The sequence below is a fragment of the Nocardioides allogilvus genome, from assembly GCF_003047285.1.
Classification (GTDB): domain Bacteria; phylum Actinomycetota; class Actinomycetes; order Propionibacteriales; family Nocardioidaceae; genus Nocardioides; species Nocardioides allogilvus.
In genome coordinates this window covers 62,500-78,044 of sequence record NZ_PZYX01000014.1, presented here as the reverse complement: position 1 = coordinate 78,044, position 15,545 = coordinate 62,500, and the positions used below count along the sequence as shown (strand labels likewise).

Here is a 15,545-nt window from a genome sequence, read left to right as displayed (position 1 = left end):
CATGGACTTCCTGACCTCCCCGCTGCTGCCCGGCCTGATCCAGGCCGCCTACATCGGCGCGGCGATCCTGTTCATCCTCGCCCTGGCGGGACTCTCCAAGCACGAGACCGCGCGCCGCGGCAACACGTTCGGCATGACCGGCATGGCGCTGGCGCTCGGCGCCACCCTCGTGCTGGCGGCCCGCAACAGCCAGTACGGCGACCAGCGCCCGCTGCTCGTGACGCTGGGGCTCATCGCGGCGGCCATGGCCGTCGGCGCGGCCATCGGTGCCCGGCGTGCCCGCACGGTCGAGATGACCGGCATGCCGGAGCTGGTGGCGATGCTGCACAGCTTCGTCGGTCTCGCCGCCGTGCTGGTGGGCTTCAACTCCTACCTCGCCGAGGACCACCTCGAGGGCTCGCTGGCCACCATCCACGACGTCGAGGTCTTCCTCGGGGTCTTCATCGGTGCGGTGACCTTCACCGGCTCGATCGTGGCCTACCTCAAGCTCAGCGCGAAGATGAAGTCGACGCCGCTGGCGCTTCCGGGCCGCCACCTGCTCAACCTGGCGATCCTGATCGCCTCCGCGCTGCTGCTCGCGTGGTTCGTGCCCGTCGACGGCAACCTCGGCCTGGTGCCGCTGATCGCCATGACCGTCCTCGCGCTCGTGCTCGGCTTCCACCTCGTGGCGGCCATCGGCGGCGGCGACATGCCCGTCGTGGTGTCGATGCTCAACTCCTACTCCGGCTGGGCCGCGGCCGCTGCCGGCTTCATGCTGAGCAACGACCTGCTGATCATCGTCGGCTCCCTCGTCGGCTCCTCCGGTGCGATCCTGAGCTACATCATGTGCAAGGCGATGAACCGCTCGTTCGTCAGCGTCATCGCCGGTGGCTTCGGCTCCGACGGCGCCGTCAGCGGCGAGGCCCGCGACTACGGCGACCACCGCGAGGTGCAGGCCGACGAGGTCGCGGAGCTGCTCGCCGACGCGAAGTCGGTCGTCATCACGCCGGGCTACGGCATGGCGGTCGCGCAGGCGCAGTACCCCGTCGCCGAGCTCACCAAGAAGCTGCGCGACAAGGGCGTCGACGTCCGCTTCGGCATCCACCCCGTCGCCGGCCGCCTGCCCGGGCACATGAACGTGCTGCTCGCCGAGGCGAAGGTGCCCTACGACATCGTGCTCGAGATGGACGAGATCAACGGGGACTTCGCCGGCACCGACGTCGTGCTCGTGATCGGCGCCAACGACACGGTCAACCCGGCTGCCCTGGAGGAGCCGGGCTCCCCGATCGCGGGCATGCCCGTGCTCGAGGTCTGGCACGCCAAGGACGTCATCGTCTTCAAGCGGTCCATGGCGACCGGCTACGCCGGCGTCCAGAACCCGCTGTTCTTCAAGGACAACTCGCGCATGCTCTTCGGCGACGCCAAGGAGCGCGTCGACGACATCGTGCGCGCGCTGGGCTGACGGCGTCCTCCCTGTCGGAGTCCCCGCTCAAGCGGGGACTCCTGCACAGGTTGGCCGTTGCAACGGCCAGGAAGCGCAAGACTTCCCCCACCTGTTCGCGTCGCCGCCTCGCGGCTCGCGTTGGAGCGGTTCGTACGGCGCAACCCGACCCAGCGGCGTACGACGCGCTCAGTCCGTCGGCAGCGCGTCGCCGGTCTCGACGTCGAAGGCGTGGATCCGGCCGGGCGCGATCGTGAACCACACCTTGGCGCCCTTGGCCGGCACCGAGCGCGGAGCGATCCGGGCGACGATGTGGTCGGCGCGCAGGTCGTCGCCGATCAGGTTGCCGTAGAGGAACGCATCCGAGCCGAGCTCCTCGATGACCAGCGCCTCGACCGGGAACGAGCCCGGATCGGTCTCCGACGACAGCTCGAGCGCCTCGGGCCGGAAACCGACCTGCACCTGGTCGCCCGTGATCGCGCCGACCGTCGAGCGCGGGAGCGGGACCTTCGCTCCGCCGATCAGCGCGTGGCCGTCGGCCACGGTGAACGTCCCGAGGTTCATGGCCGGTGAGCCGATGAAGCCGGCGACGAACGCGTTGGTCGGGTTGTCGTAGAGCCCGAGCGGGGTGTCGACCTGCTGGAGCAGTCCGTCCTTGAGCACGGCGACGCGGTCGCCCATCGTCATCGCCTCGACCTGGTCGTGGGTGACGTAGACGGTGGTCGTGTCGAGTCGGCGTTGCAGCGAGGCGATCTGCGTGCGCGTCGAGACCCGGAGCTTGGCGTCGAGGTTGGACAGCGGCTCGTCCATCAGGAAGACCTGGGGCTGGCGCACGATCGCGCGGCCCATGGCGACGCGCTGGCGCTGGCCTCCGGAGAGTGCCTTGGGCTTGCGGTCGAGGTAGTCGACGAGGTCGAGGATCTTGGCCGCCTCGAGCACGCGGGCCTCGATGTCGGCCTTCGGCGAGCCCGCGATCTTGAGCGCGAAGCCCATGTTCTCGGCGACGCTCATGTGCGGGTAGAGCGCGTAGTTCTGGAACACCATCGCGATGTCGCGGTCCTTGGGACGCAGGTGGGTCACGTCCTTGTCGCCGATCAGGATCCGACCCTGGTTGACGTCCTCGAGCCCTGCGAGCATCCGCAGCGCCGTGGACTTGCCGGAGCCCGAGGGCCCGACCAGCACGAGGAACTCCCCGGGTCGGACCTCGAGGTCGAGGGCGCTGACGGCCGGGGTCGTCATCCCGGGATAGATGCGGGTGGCCTGGTCGAAGGTGACGCTGGTGGGCATGCGGGTTCCTTATCCCTTGGTGCCACCGGCGGTCAGGCCGGCGACGAGGTGCTTCTGGGCGAAGAAGAAGACGATGGCGGCGGGAATCGTGATCAGCACTGCGCCGGCCGTGAGCAGGTCCCAGCGCGGGCTGAACTGCGGCACGAACTGCTGGAGGCCGGCGCCGAGGGTGTAGTGGTCGTCGGTCTGCATGAACGCGATGGCGTACGCGACCTCGCCCCACGCCGTCAGGAAGGTGTAGAAGGCGGTCACCGCGAGGCCGGGCCGGGCGAGCGGCAGGATCACGCGGTAGAACGTGCCGAAGGGGCCGAGCCCGTCGAGGGCCGCCGCCTCGTCGAGCTCGCGCGGGATGGTGTCGAAGTAGCCGCGGAGCATCCAGGCGCAGAAGGGGACGGCCACCGTGCAGTAGGCGATGACGAGCGACGCCTTGGTGTCGATCAGGCCGAGGTTGGCCATGATCGTGTAGATCGGCACGATCAGGATGGCGACCGGGAACATCTGCGTCAGCAGGAAGACCCACATCAGCCCGCGCTTGCCGGGGAAGTTGAAGCGGCTCAGGGCATAGCCCGCGCTCGCGGACATCGCGATCCCGATGACCATGGTGAAGGCCGCGACGATCACCGAGTTGAGGAACCACTGCGGGAAGTTCGTGTCGAAGAGGACCTTGCGGTAGTTCTCCAGCGTCGGGCTGGCGAACAGCGAGATCTCCGTGCGCCGGATCTCGCTGGCCGGCTTGATCGAGCTGAGCATGACCCAGAGCACCGGAAAGAGCGCGATGAAGGTCGCGACGATCAGGGTGCCGTGCAGGGCGACGCTGGCGAGCAGCGAGCGGTCCTCGCGACCGCGCACGCGCGGTGGCGTGACCGCGGCCGGTGTCTCGGTCGCGGTGGCAGGCGGCATCGAGCTCATCAGAACACCTCTCCCTGCTTGGACAGCATGCGCTTGTAGACCGACGCATAGACGATGAGGATCGACAGGATCAAGACGCCGTACGTCGCCGCGAGGCTGTAGTCACGGATGCCCTCGAACCCGGCGCGGTAGGCACCGGTCACCAGGATCTCGGTCTGGCCGGCGGGCTGGCCGCGCGTCACGAAGTAGATGATCGGGAACATGTTGAAGGTCCAGATGGTGCCGAGCAGGATCACCGTCGAGGAGACCGGTCGCAGGCCCGGCAGCGTGATGTTGCGGAAGCGCTGCCACGGCGAGGCGCCGTCCATCTCCGCCGCCTCGTAGAGGTCGGCGCTGATCGACTGCAGACCGCCGAGGATGGCGACCATCATGAACGGCACGCCGAGCCAGATGTTGGCGCAGATGGCGGTGAAGAGGGCGGACCAGCGGTGGTCGAACCAGGCGACCGGGTCCATCCCGACGGCCTTGAGGACGCCGTTGAAGATGCCGAACTGCTGGTCGAAGATCCAGCGCCAGGCGAAGGCGGCCACGAAGGCCGGCACCGCCCACGGCACGATCAGCGCCACCCGGTAGAAGCTGCGGCCCCTGAATCTTCGGTTCAGCATGACGGCCAGGCCGAGGCCGAGGCCGTAGTGGAACGTCACGCAGGCGACCGTCCACACGATGGTGTTGGTGAACTGCAGCCAGAAGTGGCCCTGCTCGCCGGTGAGGACGTCGACGTAGTTGTCGAGGCCCACGAACTTCGAGGCCTTCGGGTTGGGCGTGCACACCTCGTCGCCGCCGAGGGTCTTCTTGCAGATCTCGCTGCGCTGGTTGGACTCGTTGACGTCGGTGAAGGACTGGTAGACGCCCTGCACGAGCGGTGCGAAGACGAGGACGCTGAGGACCACCACGGTGGGCAGCACCATGGCCCAGGCGTACCAGTGCTTGTCGAAGCTCTTGCGCATGCTCTCCGCTGCCTTCACGTGAGTCGGGGGCGTGGTGCACGGGCGGGGGAGGGCTCGCCTGAGCCGTCCCCCGCCCGCGTCGATCAGTCGAGCGAGTAGTCGGGGACGACTTCGCTCTTGTAGGTGTCGGCGACCTCGTCGAGCGCTCCCTGGACCGGCTTGTCCTGGATCATCACCTGGGTGCCCATGGTGTCGAGAGCGGCGAAGAACTGGCCGCCCTCGGGGATCCACGGACGCGGCTGCGCGACCGCCATGGCGTCGGCCCACAGGGCGACGCGCTCGTTGCTGACCAGGTCGTAGGCATCGGCGTTGCCGGGCAGCAGGCCCAGCTCGTCGGCGATGAACGCCTCCGACTCGGCCGAGCTCATGAAGCTGATGAACGCGGTCGCGGCGTCGGCCTTCTCCTCGTCCATGCCGGACCAGACGACGTAGTTGTGACCGCCGACGGGGGCGCCCTGACCGGCCGAGCCGGCCGGGACCGGCGCGACACCGAGGTTCTCGAGACCACCGAACTTCGGGTCATCGGCGATGGCGGCGACCTCCCACGGGCCGTTGATGATCATGCCGACCTTGCCCTCCTTGAAGAGCGTCATCATCGTGCCGTAGGGGTCGTTGGCGACCGGCTTGACCGCGGCACCCGACTTCACGAGGTCCTGGGCGGTCTGGATGCCCGCCGCGGCCTCGGGGCTGTTCACGGTGATGCTCTCGGCGTCCGCGTCGACGATGTCCGCGCCCTCGCCGTACAGGAAGGGCAGGAGGAAGTAGCCGCCGGAGTTGATGTAGATGCCGTCGACCTTGGCCTTGGACTTCAGTGCCTCGGCCGCGGTCTGGACCTCGTCCCACGTCGTCGGCGGGGCCTCGATGCCGGCCTTCTCGAAGAGCGCCTTGTTGTACATCAGGCCGAGGGTGTCGGTGACCTGGGGGACGCCGTAGGTGCTGCCGTCGTAGACGTTGCTGGACAGTGGGGTCTCGGCGAAGTTGTTGTCGAGCGCGGCGGTGCCGTCGAGGGCGTAGAGGTAGCCCAGCGACGCGAACTCGGGAGTCCAGGCGACCTCCGCGCGGAGGATGTCGGGAGCGCCGGAGCCGGACTCGGCGGCGGTCTTGAACTTGTTCTGCGTCTGGTCGAACGGCACGGTCTCGTGCTTGATCGTGACGCCGGGGTACTCCTCGTTGAACTTCTCGATCAACGTGTCGTAGGCCGGGGCCTCGTTGTCGGGGTCGGAGGTGTCCCACCAGGTCAGCTCGGCCTCGATCGAGGCCGGGTCGCTGTTGGAACCGCTGTCGTTGTTGCTGCTGTCGCCCGAGTCGTTGCCGCACGCGGCGAGGACGAGGGCGAGCGCGGCGATGCCGGCGAGGCCGGGCACTGAGCGGCGCATCTGTGCTCCTTGAGCTTGGGTCACGGCCTGGGGCCGCTGTGACGGGGATCACCGGAGGCTAGCAAGACGTTGCAAGAAATGGAATGCCTTGCAGGATCGCTGTCGATGCGCTTACATACGGCCATGGCCACCCTTGCTCAGATCGCCGCGTCGGCCGGCGTCAGCGAGGCCACGGTCAGCCGCGTCCTCAACGACAAGCCTGGCGTCAGCGACGCTGCCCGCTCCGCCGTCCTCACCGCGCTCGACGTGCTGGGCTACGAGCGCCCGCACAAGCTGCGGCGCCGCTCGGCAGGGCTGGTCGGGCTCGTGGTCCCCGAGCTGGAGAACCCGATCTTCCCCGCGTTCGCGCAGGTCATCGAGGACGCACTGGCCAGGCGCCGTTTCACCCCCGTGCTCTGCACGCAGTCACCCGGTGGCATCTCCGAGGACGAGTACGTCGAGTCGTTGCTCGACCACGGCGTCGCCGGCATCATCTTCGTGTCCGGCCGCCATGCCGACACCTCCAGCGACCACGAGCGCTACCAGCTGCTGATCGACCGCGGGATGCCGGTCGTGTTCGTCAACGGCTACGCCGAGGGTCTGGCAGCGCCCTTCTTGTCGACCGACGACGCGGAGGCCATGACGCTGGCGGTCGGCTACCTCGTCCAGCTCGGCCACACCAGGATCGGGCTCGCGACCGGTCCCGGCCGCTACATGCCATCGGCCCGCAAGCGGACCGGATTCGTCGCCGCGCTGCGCTCCACGCTGAAGCTCTCGGAGAAGGAGGCCGCTGCCTGGATCGAGGACGGGTTGTTCACCGTCGAGGGCGGCGCGACCGCGGCCGACTCGCTCTACGACCGCGGCGCGACGGCGGTGGTGTGCGCCTCCGACCTGATGGCCCTCGGCGCGATCCGCGCTGCTCGGGAGCGAGGCCTGCACGTGCCGCGCGACGTCTCGGTGATCGGCTTCGACGACTCCAACCTGATGGGCTTCCTCGACCCGCCGCTCACCACGGTGCGACAGCCGGTGCAGGGGATGGGCGCGGCCGCCGTACAAGCGCTGGCCGATGCGATCGACGGGCAGCCGATCCCGTTCAAGGAGTACCTCTTCAAGCCCGAGCTGGTGCTGCGCTCGTCGAGCGGTCCCGCGCCCAGCGCCTAGTCGATCCCGATCCCGACGAGGGAGCCGATCAGGTAGGTCACGCCCATCGCGAGCAGTCCGCCGCCCACGTTGCGCAGGACGGCGCGCAGGCGCGGGCTGATGCTGAGCCGGGCACTGACGAGGCCGGTGATCGCCAGCGCGGCCACGACGGCGATCACGGTGACCGCGATCCGGCTGTCGGCCGGGGCGAGCACGACGCACAGCAGCGGCAGCAGGGCGCCGAGAGTGAAGGCGATCATCGAGGCCCAGGCGGCGTGCCACGGGTTGGTGAGGTCGTCGGGGTCGATGCCGAACTCGATGTCGGCGTGCGCGGCGAGCGCGTCGTGCGCGGTCAGCTGGGCCGCGACCGCGGAGGCGAGGACGGGGTCGAGGCCCTTCTCCTCGTACATCCGCGCCAGCTCGCGCTGCTCGGTCTCGGGCATCGCCTCGAGCTCCTCGGCCTCGAGCCGCAGGATCGACTTCTCCGAGTCGCGCTGGGTGCTGACGGAGACGTACTCACCGGTGCCCATGCTCATCGCGCCGGCGACGAGGCCGGCCACGCCCGCGATCAGGATGGTCGTCCGCTCGCTGGTCGCGCCGGCCACACCCATCACGATGCCGGCGGTCGACACGATGCCGTCGTTGGCACCGAGCACCGCCGCGCGCAGGGCGTTGAGGCGGTTGCCGTTGGCGGCGTCCGTCTGCTCGTGCCAGTGCTGCGGGTCTTCGTCGCTGCCGATCTCCAACATGCGTCCCAGCCTTCCGCGCGGGCCGCCCGCCCGCAACGAAGGTGAGGCTGGGCTACGCCCCGAGGGGGAAGGTGGCCAGCACCTCGTGGCGTGGCCGCCGCCGCGGTCCCTCACCGAGGTGCGACTCCACCAGGGCGATCTCCTCGACGTCCCACGCGGGGCCGGAGTAGGCGTCGAGCAGGCGCACCCAGTTGGTCACGTTGGCCGGCCGGCCCAGCCGCGCGAGCGTCACGTGCGGGTGGAACGTGTGCCCGTCGACGGCCGCACCCGCCGTCGAGACCGCGTTGCGCGCCACCCGGGCGAGGGCGTCGAAGGACCCGTCGAGGCCCGCATAGAGCACCTTGGCGCCGTCCGGGTGCGGGAAGGCGCCGCCACCGATGATCTTCGTCGTGTACGTCGCCTGCCGCCCGGCCCCGGCCTCGAGCCGTTCGCACAGCTCGTCGAAGGCACGGTCGGGGACGTGGGCGGCGAACGCGAGCGTCACGTGCCACTGGTCGGCCAGCGTCCACCTGAACTCACCGGCGCCGCGGCGTACGGAGAGGAAGTCGTCGAGGTGCTCGACGACTTCCTCCGGCGGGACGACCGCCACGAACAGCCGGCTCACTTGAAGCCGAGGTCACGTCCGATCAGCATCTTCATGATCTCGTTGGAGCCGGCCCAGATCTTCGAGACCCGGGCGTCGCGCCAGGCGCGGGCGACGCGGTACTCGTTCATGTAGCCGTAGCCGCCGTGCAGCTGGACGCAGTGGTCGAGGACCTCGTTCTGGACCTGCGAGGTCCACCACTTGGCCTTCGCCGCGTCGACCGCGGAGAGCTCGCCGCGCGTGTGCTTGAGCACGCACTGGTCGACGTACGCCTCGGTCACCTCGATCTGGGTGACGAGCTCGGCCATCAGGAACGCGTTGTGCTGGAAGTTGCCGATCGGCTGGCCGAAGGCCTGACGCTCCTTGGCGTACTGGATCGTCTCCTCCAGGATCTGCTTGGCGTGGGCGAGGTTGGTGATCGCCGAGCCGAGGCGCTCCTGCGGCAGGAACTGCATCATCGAGATGAAGCCGGTGTCGAGCGGGCCGATCAGGTCGGCGTTGCTGACGCGGACGTCCTCGAAGGACAGCTCGGCGGTGTCGGACTCGTCCTGGCCGACCTTGTCGAGCACGCGGCCGACGGAGAAGCCGGCGAGGGAGGTGTCGACGCCGAAGAGCGAGATGCCCTTGGCCTTCTTCTCCGGGCTGGTGCGCGCGGCGACGACGACGAGGTCGGCGCTGCCACCGTTGGTGATGAAGGTCTTGGAGCCGTTGATGATCCAGTCGTCGCCGTCGCGGACGGCCGTGGTCTTCAGGTTGGCGAGGTCGGAGCCGCCGCCGGGCTCGGTCATGCCGATCGCGGTGAGCAGCTCGCCGGAGCAGAACTTCGGCAGCCAGCGCGCCTTCTGCTCGTCGTTGGTCAGGTGGACGAGGTAGGGCGCGACGATGTCGGCGTGGATGCCGACGCACGACGGCAGGGTCATGTTGACCTTCGCCAGCTCCTCGGTGAGCACCGCGTTGAAGCGGTAGTCGCCCGCCTCGGAGCCCCCGAACTGCTCGGGGATCTCCAGGCCCAGGAAGCCCTGCTTGCCGGCGGCCAGCCAGAACTCGCGCGAGAGCCCGTGGCCCTCGGCGTAGTCGTCCAGGTGGGGGATGACCTCGCGGTCCAGGAACTCCTTGACGGAGGCGCGGAAGGCCTCGTGGTCCTCGTCGTAGATCTCTCGGCTCATGCCGGCAATGTTACTCGCGGGTTCGTGCCGGGGCACCGGGATAGCGTGCCGGTGTGATCAGTCGTACGTCGAGATGCGCCGTGGCACTGGCGGTGGCCGTCCTCCTGGCCGGCTGTGGCGCGGACTCCGGGCGGCGGTTGAGCAGCGAGCGAAGCGAGCGTGTCGAAACCTTGGCATGGGCCGCCGAGTCCTTGGTTTCGACACGGCCTCGTCCCTCGGCCTGCTCAACCAGCGGCTGTGACGGCACCCTTCTCGACCCCGCGACCGGCCTGGGCTCTCGCCCACCGGTCTGGCTCGGCACGCGGGAGCTCCCGCGCGCCTCGACGGGGTACGGCGAGGTGCGACCGACTCCGCCCGCGCTGCGCAACCGCCGCTGGACCCTGCCCGACACCGTGGCCATGCTCCCGGGCAGGGGCTTCGCCGCGAAGGTCGTCTCGCCGGCACCGGGCCGCGTGATCGCGCGCTCGTCCTGGCAGGAGGGCTGCCCGGTCGCCGCGGCCGACCTGGCCTGGCTCCGGGTCACGTTCTGGGGCTTCGACGCCCAGCGCCATACCGGCGAGCTGCTCGTCCACCGCACGGTGGCCGACGACCTCGTCAGCGTGTTCCGGACCCTCTACCGCCAGCGCTTCCCGCAGGAGCAGGTCGTGGTCGTCCGCTCCTACAACCCCGAGGCGCCCCCCACGGGCGACGGCAACGGGACCGGGGCGTTCGTGTGTCGTCCCAGCACGGGCGCGTCCTACTTCTCCCAGCACGCCTACGGCCTGGCGATCGACGTCAACACGTTCCAGAACCCCTACCTCAAGGGAGAGGTCGTGCTGCCGGAGCTCGCCAGCGCCTATCTGCGCCGCGAGGCGGTCCGGCCGGGGATGGTCGTCGAGGCCGGCCCGGTGATCGAGGCCTTCGCGCGGATCGGCTGGGAGTGGGGCGGGGACTGGAACCAGTCGAAGGACTACCAGCACTTCAGCCAGAACGGCCGCTGACCCCTTCGGCGAAAACCGAGTACGAGAGCCGGTGCCGTGGCATCGTGACCCCGAAGGGGGACCGGATGGCCAGCCACGAGTCGGCTGCGGACACGCAGGTCGTGCGACCTCGCCGACACGGGTGGGGCGACACGGTCGCGCGCCGGGCGATGTCGGAGATCGCCGACAGCCTTCGCCAGCTCGGTGGCTTCGAGGTGTGCGCCATCGAGGTGCTGCGCAGCGACGAGATGCTGGAGTTCGTCGCCATCGCGACCGACGACCCCGCCACCCACGACGAGCACGACGGGGTCGGCTCGCCGCTGTCGGCGATGTACCCCGCCCTCGACCAGGGTCGAGAGGTCGGTGTGCTGACCTTCATCCGGGCCGAGGACATGACGGCCGAGGCGTTCGACCGGATGTCGCCGTACGGCGTCGTGCCGGACCTGCCGCCGAGCGACGACCCGGCACGGTGGCACGCGAAGGACATGCTCGTCGCCCAGGTCCACGACGACCGGAGCAGGCTGCGCTCGCTCGTCTACTTCGACCTGCCGCGAGACGGGCTGCGCCCGACCTCCGAGGAGCTCACGGTCTTCGAGCGGGTGATCAGGCCCGTCCTGCACACCGTCCTCGTCCAGATCGAGCGCGAGGAGTTCGCCCAGCGCATCCGGTTGGCCAACGGCGCCCGCGCGGTCATCCGCTCGGCCGCGCCGCAGGGGGACGTGCGCGAGCTGTTCCGGATCGTGCGCAAGCAGTGCCGCGAGCCGTTCCGGGCGCAGGCGCTGTGGATCAACACCATCGACGAGTTCGACACCTTGGACGTCGTGGCGCTGCGACCGCCGGCGCCCGAGATCGGACCGCAGGTGCGGGCCGCGCTGAAGGCGTCGCTCGTCGAGGCGTGGGGACGCCAGGCCGTCCTGATCGTGGAGCGCGACCACGTCTGGGGCGACGACGAGCTCGACCGGCGGTACCGCGCCGAGCTGACCGCCCCCGTCGCGGCGCGCGGCCTGCGCGAGATCGTGCTCGTGCCGATCGGCGCCGGTCCCGACATCCTGGGCCTGCTGGCCGTGGACCGCGGCGAGGACGCACCCCGGTGGACCGACGACGAGAGCTCGGCCGCCCTCGACGTGGCGCACGACCTGGGCCGGGCCATCCTCAACGCGAGGGCCCACGAGCGGGAGCTGGCCGCGACGGCTGAGCTGCGCCGACTCGACCACCACCGGCGCACCCTGATCGACACGGTGGCCCGCCAGCTGCAGAACCCCCTCGCCCTCGTGTCCGGTCACCTCGAGCTGCTGCAGGACATGGACCTGCCCGAGGACGCCCGGCGCTCCGTCGTTCCGATGATCCGCAACACCGCCCGGCTCTCGAGCCTGGCCCAGGACCTCGCGCTGCTCTCGCGCCTCGCGGACGTGTCGAGCCCCGTCACCCTGGCCACGCTCGACCTGGCGGAGCTCACCACCGAGGCGATCTCCCAGGTGACTCCTCAGGCTGAGCACCGCGACGTGACGATCGCGCTCTCGGTCGTCGGAGAGTGCACGGTGCAGGGACACCCGCTCGAGCTGTCCCGCTGCATCGGCGGACTCCTCGACAACGCCGTGAAGTACTCCCGGCGCGGGGGACGCGTCGAGGTGGATGTGCTCGGCGACGGGAAGGTGGTGCGGCTCACCGTTCGCGACCACGGCATCGGGATCTCGTCCAGCGACCAGGCGCTGCTGTTCGGCGAGTTCTTCCGCTCCTCCGACCCGGCCGCGCTGGATCGTTCCGGCCACGGCCTGGGTCTGAGCATCGTGCACCAGGTGGTGGTCCGGCACAGCGGGACCGTCGAGGTCGAGTCGGCGCGGGGGACCGGTGCGACCTTCGTGGTCGTGCTGCCGCGCGCCGACCAACCGGCGCTCCTCACGACCTGGTGAACCGGGCTCCGCGGCGTCCCGGGGCAGTCGCCGGCCCACCGTCGTGTCCGCGTCGGGCGATTGGCCAAACTCCTCGTCGGGGTGTGTTCGACCTGTTGGGCGTCGTATAGACAGGAGGCATGACGTCCCAGCAACGTCCGTCCGACCGCGTCGCCTTCGTGGGCGACTGGGGGCAGCAGGTGATCGCCTGCTCGGTCCACGCCGGCCACGAGCTGCGTCCCGAGCTCGCGCAGGCAGTGGCCCTGGACGAGGCCGCGCGGCTGCGTGAGGAGGACCCGCAGACCGACGAGATCGCCTCGGTCGCGCCGGCCCGGGTCCTGACCAGCAGGTCGCGTTTCGAGGTCGACCTCAACCGCCCACGCGAGGACGCCGTCTACCGCACCCCCGAGGACTGCTGGGGGCTCGACGTGTGGGCTGGTGGCGCGATGTCCGAGGGCGAGACCCGTCGCAGTCTCGAGGTGTACGACGAGTTCTACGCCCGGCTCGGGGAGCGGCTCGACACCGTGGCTGCCCGCGGTCCGTTCGTCGTGCTCGACGTGCACTCCTACAACCACCGCCGCGCCGGGCCCGACGCCGAGCCAGACCCGGTCGAGGAGAGTCCCCAGGTCAATGTCGGCACCGGCAGCCTCGATCGCGACCGCTTCGGACCGTTGGCGGATGCGTTCATCACGGAGCTCGCGTCGCACGACGTGGGTGGTGAGCCCGTCGACGTACGCGAGAACGTGCGCTTCGAGGGTCGGGCGCTCGCCGCGTGGGTGCACGAGACCTACCCCGGCACCGGCTGCTGCCTGGCCCTGGAGTTCAAGAAGACCTTCATGGACGAGTGGACTGCCGAGGTCGACGCGGGCCGGTTGGCGGAGACGGTGCAGGCCCTGGCCGCGACCGTGCCGGTGCTCGGGCGTGCGCTGGAGGAGCTGTCATGAGCGCCGAGATCGCAGCGGCCGACCAGGCGATCGACCACGAGCTGGCGCAGCTGTCGCAGAGCTTCCGCTTCCTGCTCGACATCACGCCGATGGACGCCGAGGACGTCAAGGAAGACTTCCTCGCGGGTGACGACCCCGACCCCGAGTTCACCTATCGCGAGCTCGAGACCGACCCCGACGTCGCGCGCACCATGCTCGACGACATCGACATCGCGGCGGTCGAGGACCCGACGCTGGGCCACCTGCTGCGCGCCAAGCACCGCGAGGTGGAGCTGCAGCTCGACATGCTCGAGGCGCGCGGGACCGAGGACTTCCTCCAGCTCAGCATCGAGCTGTACGGCGGTGTCTCACCCGCCCTCCGGAAGCAGGCCGAGGCGATCCTCGACACCGTCACCTCGACCGAGGCCCCCGGCGAGGCGCTGGACGCCGAGGAGTTCCTGGCGCTCGCGGAGGCGGAGATCGCGCACTACCGCGAGGTCGACCCCGACATCGAGATGCACGCCGAGATCCGTCCCGACGTCAACGGCGTGATGGTGTCGGGCGACACGCTGCTGATCGGCCCGGAGTCGAAGGTGCAGCGGCGTCGGGCGACCGCGCTGCTGCACCACGAGGTGGGCACGCACCTCGTGACCCAGGTCAACGGCGCCCACCAGCCGATCAAGGTGCTCGGTGCGGGGCTCGCCGGCTACGACGAGACGCAGGAGGGGCTGGCGGTGCTGGCCGAGATCGCCGCCGGTGGCCTGACCGCCTTCCGGCTGCGACAGCTCGCCGGCCGGGTCATCACCGTGCACCGGCTGATCGCCGGGGCGTCGTTCGCGGAGGCCCAGGAGGCGATGGTGGCCGACGGGTTCCCGCCGGGCAGCGCCTTCACCACCGTCATGCGGATCTACCGATCGGGCGGGATGACGAAGGACGCGATCTACCTGCGCGGGCTCGTCGAGCTGCTCGACCATCTCGCAGACGGCGGCGTGCTCGACCTCCTGTGGCTCGGCAAGTTCTCGCTCAACGACCTGCCGCTCATCGCCGACCTCCAGGATCGCGAGGTGCTGCAGCCGGCTCGCCTGCTGCCGCGCTACCTGGACGACCCCGCTGCCGTCGCCCACCTGGAGAAGGCGGCCGCCCACCACGATCTCACTGCCCTGCTGGAGGAATCGACATGCTGATCGGGTTCGTCGTCAACGACATCGAGACGGAGAAGGCGGAGTACACCACCAACCGGATGGCCCTCGCCGCCAAGGAGATGGGCCACGAGGCGTGGTTCATGGGGATCGGCGACTTCGCCTACGAGCCCGACGGGTCCCTCAGCACCCGCGCCCGGGCCGGCCAGGCGAAGACCTACCGCTCGCTGAAGCGACACCTCGACGACGTCCGCAAGCCGGAGGCGGCGAAGCTGATCGGGCTCGAGGAGTTCGATGTCGTGATGCTGCGCAACGACCCCGCGGACGACGCGGAGAGCGATCCGTGGCGCAACAACGCGGGGGTCGCCTTCGGCCAGCTGATCGCCTCCAGCGGGGTCCTGGTCGTCAACGACCCGACCAGCCTCGCCAACGCCCTGTCCAAGGCCTACTTCCAGCACTTCCCCGAGATCGTCCGGCCGCGCACGCTGATCTCGCGCGACGGGGACATGATCCAGGCCTTCATCAAGGACCTCGGCGGCAAGGCGGTGCTCAAGCCGCTGCAGGGCTCCGGCGGCACCGGCGTCTTCCTGATCGACCGCAAGGAGGGCCCCAACCTCAGCCAGATCATCGAGGCGATCTCGCGCGACGGTTATGTCGTCGCGCAGGAATACCTCCCCGAGGCGGTCCGCGGCGACGTCCGGGTCTTCGTGATGAACGGCCAGCCGCTGATGCTCGACGGGAAGTACGCCGCCTTCCGCCGTACGAACAAGTCGACCGACATCCGCTCCAACATGTCTGCCGGCGGGAAGGCGACGAGGGTGGCTATGACCGACGAGATGCTCGCGATCGTGGAGGTCGTGCGTCCCAAGCTCGTCAGCGACGGGATGTTCCTGGTCGGCCTCGACATCGTCGGCGACAAGCTGATGGAGATCAACGTGTTCAGCCCGGGTGGGCTCGGCAGCGCGGAGGCGCTCTACGGCGTCAACTTCGCGCCGGCGATCATCGGCGAGCTCGAGCGCAAGGTGAGCATCCGCCAGCACTACCCGGAGATCGACAACCGGACCCTCGCGACGGGCTGA

At 69.7% G+C, this 15,545-nt stretch carries 14 protein-coding genes; 7 read left to right on the top strand and 7 right to left on the bottom strand.

The genetic code is table 11. The features are described 5' to 3' along the window. Position 1 precedes the first annotated feature (1 nt). Positions 2 to 1,441, top strand: a complete 1,440-nt coding sequence (gene pntB, locus C9J87_RS17255) for a Re/Si-specific NAD(P)(+) transhydrogenase subunit beta (RefSeq protein WP_010831257.1) — start codon at positions 2 to 4, stop codon at positions 1,439 to 1,441. A gap of 168 nt (positions 1,442 to 1,609) precedes the next feature. On the opposite strand, the gene C9J87_RS17250 is transcribed toward pntB, so the two are convergent. From C9J87_RS17250 to C9J87_RS17235, 4 genes are all read right to left on the bottom strand, one after another. After that, positions 1,610 to 2,707 (bottom strand): ABC transporter ATP-binding protein, encoded by a 1,098-nt coding sequence (locus C9J87_RS17250; protein WP_107706145.1) that lies wholly within the window; start codon positions 2,705 to 2,707, stop codon positions 1,610 to 1,612. Positions 2,708 to 2,716: 9 nt separating this feature from the next. Next, positions 2,717 to 3,616: a sugar ABC transporter permease gene (locus C9J87_RS17245; protein ID WP_107706144.1), complete on the bottom strand. Its 900-nt coding sequence runs from the start codon at positions 3,614 to 3,616 to the stop codon at positions 2,717 to 2,719. Further along, the gene (locus tag C9J87_RS17240; RefSeq protein ID WP_198016920.1) at positions 3,616 to 4,563 is read right to left on the bottom strand and encodes a carbohydrate ABC transporter permease; all 948 of its coding nucleotides are present in this window, start codon (positions 4,561 to 4,563) and stop codon (positions 3,616 to 3,618) included. Before C9J87_RS17240 ends, C9J87_RS17245 begins: the two co-directional genes overlap by 1 nt. Positions 4,564 to 4,646: 83 nt before the next feature. Continuing rightward, positions 4,647 to 5,939: an extracellular solute-binding protein gene (locus tag C9J87_RS17235; protein ID WP_107706143.1), complete on the bottom strand. Its 1,293-nt coding sequence runs from the start codon at positions 5,937 to 5,939 to the stop codon at positions 4,647 to 4,649. A 123-nt stretch (positions 5,940 to 6,062) separates the two neighbouring features. On the opposite strand from C9J87_RS17235, the gene C9J87_RS17230 reads away from it, so the two are divergent. Beyond that, a complete protein-coding gene (locus tag C9J87_RS17230; protein WP_198652389.1) occupies positions 6,063 to 7,079 on the top strand; it encodes a LacI family DNA-binding transcriptional regulator in 1,017 nt (338 codons plus the stop codon). Here the strand turns inward: C9J87_RS17230 and C9J87_RS17225 are convergent. Genes C9J87_RS17225 through C9J87_RS17215 form a run of 3 tightly spaced genes read right to left on the bottom strand, consistent with a single transcriptional unit; the run spans position 7,076 to position 9,556 of the window. Continuing rightward, entirely contained in the window at positions 7,076 to 7,807 is a 732-nt protein-coding gene (locus tag C9J87_RS17225; protein WP_107706141.1) for a VIT1/CCC1 transporter family protein, read from the bottom strand. The genes C9J87_RS17230 and C9J87_RS17225 overlap by 4 nt on opposite strands. A 52-nt stretch (positions 7,808 to 7,859) precedes the next feature. Further along, a complete protein-coding gene (gene thpR / locus C9J87_RS17220) occupies positions 7,860 to 8,411 on the bottom strand; it encodes an RNA 2',3'-cyclic phosphodiesterase (protein WP_107706140.1) in 552 nt (183 codons plus the stop codon). Next, positions 8,408 to 9,556 carry an acyl-CoA dehydrogenase family protein gene (locus tag C9J87_RS17215; protein WP_107706139.1) on the bottom strand — a complete coding sequence of 383 codons (1,149 nt, stop codon included), beginning with the start codon at positions 9,554 to 9,556 and terminating at the stop codon, positions 8,408 to 8,410. The genes thpR and C9J87_RS17215 overlap by 4 nt, the downstream gene beginning before the upstream one ends. 338 nt (positions 9,557 to 9,894) lie before the next feature. Here C9J87_RS17215 and C9J87_RS17210 point away from each other — a divergent pair, with 338 nt between their 5' ends. From C9J87_RS17210 to C9J87_RS17190, 5 genes are all read left to right on the top strand, one after another. Then, positions 9,895 to 10,536: a M15 family metallopeptidase gene (locus C9J87_RS17210; RefSeq protein WP_232820094.1), complete on the top strand. Its 642-nt coding sequence runs from the start codon at positions 9,895 to 9,897 to the stop codon at positions 10,534 to 10,536. A gap of 44 nt (positions 10,537 to 10,580) precedes the next feature. Continuing rightward, positions 10,581 to 12,425 carry a sensor histidine kinase gene (locus C9J87_RS17205; RefSeq protein WP_107706137.1) on the top strand — a complete coding sequence of 615 codons (1,845 nt, stop codon included), beginning with the start codon at positions 10,581 to 10,583 and terminating at the stop codon, positions 12,423 to 12,425. A 119-nt stretch (positions 12,426 to 12,544) separates the two neighbouring features. After that, positions 12,545 to 13,348: an N-formylglutamate amidohydrolase gene (locus tag C9J87_RS17200; RefSeq protein ID WP_010831246.1), complete on the top strand. Its 804-nt coding sequence runs from the start codon at positions 12,545 to 12,547 to the stop codon at positions 13,346 to 13,348. Beyond that, positions 13,345 to 14,511 (top strand): flavohemoglobin expression-modulating QEGLA motif protein, encoded by a 1,167-nt coding sequence (locus tag C9J87_RS17195; RefSeq protein ID WP_010831245.1) that lies wholly within the window; start codon positions 13,345 to 13,347, stop codon positions 14,509 to 14,511. Before C9J87_RS17200 ends, C9J87_RS17195 begins: the two co-directional genes overlap by 4 nt. After that, a complete protein-coding gene (locus C9J87_RS17190) occupies positions 14,505 to 15,545 on the top strand; it encodes a glutathione synthetase (protein WP_107706136.1) in 1,041 nt (346 codons plus the stop codon). Before C9J87_RS17195 ends, C9J87_RS17190 begins: the two co-directional genes overlap by 7 nt.

Coding starts and splice junctions, on each gene's coding strand:
- C9J87_RS17245 (WP_107706144.1), bottom strand. CDS start 3,616: ATGAGCTCGATGCCGCCTGCCACCGCGACCGAGACACCGGCCGCGGTC.
- C9J87_RS17195 (WP_010831245.1), top strand. CDS start 13,345: ATGAGCGCCGAGATCGCAGCGGCCGACCAGGCGATCGACCACGAGCTG.
- C9J87_RS17250 (WP_107706145.1), bottom strand. CDS start 2,707: ATGCCCACCAGCGTCACCTTCGACCAGGCCACCCGCATCTATCCCGGG.
- C9J87_RS17230 (WP_198652389.1), top strand. CDS start 6,063: ATGGCCACCCTTGCTCAGATCGCCGCGTCGGCCGGCGTCAGCGAGGCC.
- pntB (WP_010831257.1), top strand. CDS start 2: ATGGACTTCCTGACCTCCCCGCTGCTGCCCGGCCTGATCCAGGCCGCC.
- C9J87_RS17240 (WP_198016920.1), bottom strand. CDS start 4,563: ATGCGCAAGAGCTTCGACAAGCACTGGTACGCCTGGGCCATGGTGCTG.
- C9J87_RS17190 (WP_107706136.1), top strand. CDS start 14,505: ATGCTGATCGGGTTCGTCGTCAACGACATCGAGACGGAGAAGGCGGAG.
- C9J87_RS17215 (WP_107706139.1), bottom strand. CDS start 9,556: ATGAGCCGAGAGATCTACGACGAGGACCACGAGGCCTTCCGCGCCTCC.
- C9J87_RS17225 (WP_107706141.1), bottom strand. CDS start 7,807: ATGTTGGAGATCGGCAGCGACGAAGACCCGCAGCACTGGCACGAGCAG.
- C9J87_RS17200 (WP_010831246.1), top strand. CDS start 12,545: ATGACGTCCCAGCAACGTCCGTCCGACCGCGTCGCCTTCGTGGGCGAC.
- C9J87_RS17235 (WP_107706143.1), bottom strand. CDS start 5,939: ATGCGCCGCTCAGTGCCCGGCCTCGCCGGCATCGCCGCGCTCGCCCTC.